4 protein-coding genes are annotated in these 3,324 nt (G+C 68.1%); 2 read left to right on the top strand and 2 right to left on the bottom strand.

The genetic code is table 11. From position 1 onward, the window contains the following. Together WH07_RS31000 and WH07_RS30995 are read right to left on the bottom strand one after the other, a co-directional pair. Positions 1 to 221: DUF397 domain-containing protein (locus WH07_RS31000; RefSeq protein ID WP_063775856.1), on the bottom strand; the 221-nt coding region annotated here is incomplete at its 3' end. Next, entirely contained in the window at positions 218 to 1,093 is an 876-nt protein-coding gene (locus WH07_RS30995; protein ID WP_046507411.1) for a helix-turn-helix domain-containing protein, read from the bottom strand. The genes WH07_RS31000 and WH07_RS30995, both read right to left, overlap by 4 nt. 164 nt (positions 1,094 to 1,257) lie before the next feature. Here WH07_RS30995 and WH07_RS30990 point away from each other — a divergent pair, with 164 nt between their 5' ends. Then, positions 1,258 to 1,725 carry an ATP-binding protein gene (locus WH07_RS30990; protein WP_232789125.1) on the top strand — a complete coding sequence of 156 codons (468 nt, stop codon included), beginning with the start codon at positions 1,258 to 1,260 and terminating at the stop codon, positions 1,723 to 1,725. 240 nt (positions 1,726 to 1,965) lie between these two features. After that, a complete protein-coding gene (locus tag WH07_RS30985; protein WP_046507408.1) occupies positions 1,966 to 3,276 on the top strand; it encodes a ThuA domain-containing protein in 1,311 nt (436 codons plus the stop codon). Positions 3,277 to 3,324 lie beyond the last annotated feature (48 nt).

The following is a 3,324-nucleotide window of genomic DNA, read 5'->3' as shown; positions in this document are numbered from 1 at the left end:
CGCCCGTGGGCGGCTCGGCGCTCGGGGGGGGACGAGATGAAGCCGGCCCAGGAGGTCGGGGTGAGGGTGAGGCGGGGGCCCTGGGGGTGCTTGGAGTCGCGGACGAGGATGGCGGCGGGGGTGGCGGCGACTTCGACGCACTCCGGGCCGTCGTTGCTGCTGTAGCTGCTCTTGATCCACTCCAGCGCGGAACCGCCGGGGGCGGAGGGCTTGTGGGTCATGTCTCTCCCAGCACTTTCTCGATGAAGGCCAGCGACTCCCGTGGAGTCAGAGCCTGGGACCGGATGATTCCATACCGCAGCTCGATGATCCGGAGATCCTTCGGGTTCGAGATCAGGCGGCTGGCCAACTGGCCCTCCCAATGCGCCACTGCAGAACCGTCGTCGAGTTTCAGGAGCTGAAGCTGGCCTCCCATCCCGGCATGGTCTTCGCGGTGCGTAGGCATCACCTGGATCTCAACGTGCCGCAACTGCCCTACCTCCAGTAGGTGTTCGAGCTGTCGACGCAACACCATTGTGCCTCCGATGGGCCGCCGCAGGGTCACCTCTTCTTGGACGAACGTCAGCGTTGGCAAGGGCTGACGCTCGAAGATCTCATGCCGTGCCATCCGGGCCGCGACCTGTCGGGCGACCTCGTCCCGGGAGTAGGCAGGGCGCCGCATCTCGAACAGCGCCTGCGTGTACTCCTCCGTCTGCAACAGCCCGTGCATGTTGTGGTTGCCGTACGCGCCCAGCTCGACCGCTTCCGCCTCCAGCTTGGCCAGATCCCGGACCTTCTTCGGATACCTCGCCTCCGCCACGTCCTTCTTCATCGCCGCGATCTTGCCGCCCGCGCCCAGGACCTCGTCCGCGCGGTCCAGGAACTCCTGCCTGGGGATGCGCTTTCCGGCCTCCAGCTTGTAGATCTGGTTCTCGCCGTAGCCGACCGCCTGGCCGAACTCGGCCTGTTTCAGGCCCGCGGCCTCGCGCCACAGCTTGATCTGACGTGCCACCGCGGCGATCACCGCGCCGGAGTCGTCCCCCGGGTCCGGCTCCCAGTCCGGCTCGTCCGCGCCGTCCGTCGTGTAATCCGTCCCGCTGCTGTCGATACTCATGCTGGGGCCCTCCGGCTCGCTGGTTGTCAACGACGCCGGGCACGGGCGATCACGCTGTACAGCCCGGACAGCTCCGACAGCTTCCGGGCTGAGCCCAGGACAGTCACCGTCCGTACGGGCGCCGTTACTTTTCACCCTATGCACAGGCCGCCACGCTGTGTGATGTGAATCTCAAAAATACTGATCGCCATCCTCTGCCCCAACAGACGCTCGCCACCCCCAGGTTCAGCGTCCATCTCTCCTCCACCCGGCGGGGCGCCCGGCTCGCGCGGCTGCTGGCCGTGGAACAACTGCGCTCGTGGGGGCTGCCCTTCGACTCCGCCGCCCAGGTCATCGCCGAGCTGGCGTCGAACGCCGCGCGGCATGGGAGCGCGCCGGGGCGGGACTTCCGGCTCGCGCTGACCGTACGAGGCACGGACACGCCCCGTATCGAGGTGACCGACACCGAACCCGACCGGTTGCCCGCACCGCACCGGGAGGCGCCGCCCGACGACGAGTCGGGGCGCGGGCTGCTGCTGGTCGGCGCGCTGGCGGACCGGTGGGGCATCACCGCGCAACCGCTGGGGTGCAAGACCGTGTGGGCCGAGATCGATACGGCCGGCGGCACACCCGAGGCGGAGCGGCGGGGCTGACCGTGGAGCAAGTGGCTGACCGGACCCTGTGGGGCGCGGTCGTGATCGTGGTCAACCAGCACAACCAACCCCCACCCCCAAACCCGACATTGGTCCATACCAGGGCCTTGACGTGAGGTTGGTTCACTTCTTAAATCACGAGCAGGCCACACCTACCGGTCGGGATGTCATATCCATGACAGCTTCACCCGACCGGTTCGTGCGCCACCCCCCACCGGCAGAGGAAGGGACCACCCCCCGATGACCAGAGACAGGGTCCGCCTGAGGAGTGCCGGTGTACGGCTCCTCGCGCTGCTCGCCGTACTGCTCGGCCTGACCGCCGCGCCCGCCGCCCAGGGCGCCGTACGGGCCGAGGGCACCGCCGCCGCGCCCTTCAAGGTGCTGGCGTTCTACAACGGCACCTGGGACGACGCGCACATCAGCTTCGTACGGGAGGCCAACACCTGGTTCCCGCAGCAGGCCGCCGCGAACAACTTCACGTACACGGCGACGAACAACTGGAACCAGCTCACCAGCATCACCAAGGACCAGTACCAGGTGGTGATCTTCCTCGACGACGCACCGCAGACCGCAGCGCAGCGCGCGGGCTTCGAGCGCTACATGCGCGGCGGCGGCGCCTGGTTCGGCTTCCATGTCTCCGCGTTCACCACGAACGCCGGCGGCTGGTCCTGGTACTACAACGACTTCCTCGGCTCGGGGAACTTCCGTTCCAACACCTGGGGCCCGACCACCGCGACGCTCAAGGTCGAGGACCGCACCCACCCCACGACCACCGGCCTGCCGGCGACCTTCACCTCCTCCGTCAGCGAGTGGTACAGCTGGAGCAACGACCTCAGGACCCGGCCGAACATCAAGATCCTGTCCTCCGTCGACCCGGTGAGCTTCCCGCTCGGCACGGACCCCAACCAGTCCTGGTACAGCGGCTATTACCCGATCATGTGGACCAACACCGGCTACCGGATGATCTACTCCAACTTCGGGCACAACGCCATGAACTACGAGACGGGCCAGACGCTCTCCTCCACCTTCGGCAGCGCCACCCAGAACCGCTTCCTCCTGGACAGCCTCAAGTGGCTCGGCACGGGCGAGGTCGGCGACCCGACACCGCCGGGACCGATCAATGAGTCCGCCTGGTACGCGCTGGTGAACAGCGGCAACAGCCTGTGCGTAGACGCGCGGGCCGCGGCCACGGCGAACGGCACGGCGATCCAGCAGTACACCTGCAACAGCACGCTCGCGCAGCAGTACCAGATCCGCACCACCGACAGCGGCTTCTCGCGCATCGGACCGCGCGGCAACGCCCAGCAGGCCGTCGATGTCACCGATGTGTCGACCGCGGACAACGCGCCGATCCAGCTCTGGAACTACGCCGGCGGTCTGAACCAGCAGTGGCGGGCGGTCGCCGAGGCACCAGGCCGCTACCACTTCACGGCCCGTCACAGCGGCAAATGCCTGAGCGCCCCGCCCACCACCGCCTCCGGCACCCAGCTCATCCAGAGCCCGTGCAACGGCTCGGCGGCCCAGTCGTTCCAACTGATCCAGCAGCCCTGACCCCACCCGCCCCGCCCTCCGGCCGCTCCGGCGCACGGGTACGGAGCC

The sequence above is a fragment of the Streptomyces odonnellii genome (assembly GCF_000981895.1).
Lineage (GTDB): Bacteria > Actinomycetota > Actinomycetes > Streptomycetales > Streptomycetaceae > Streptomyces > Streptomyces odonnellii.
The sequence above is the reverse complement of the archived record's forward strand: the minus strand, read 5'-3'. Positions and strand labels throughout refer to the sequence as shown.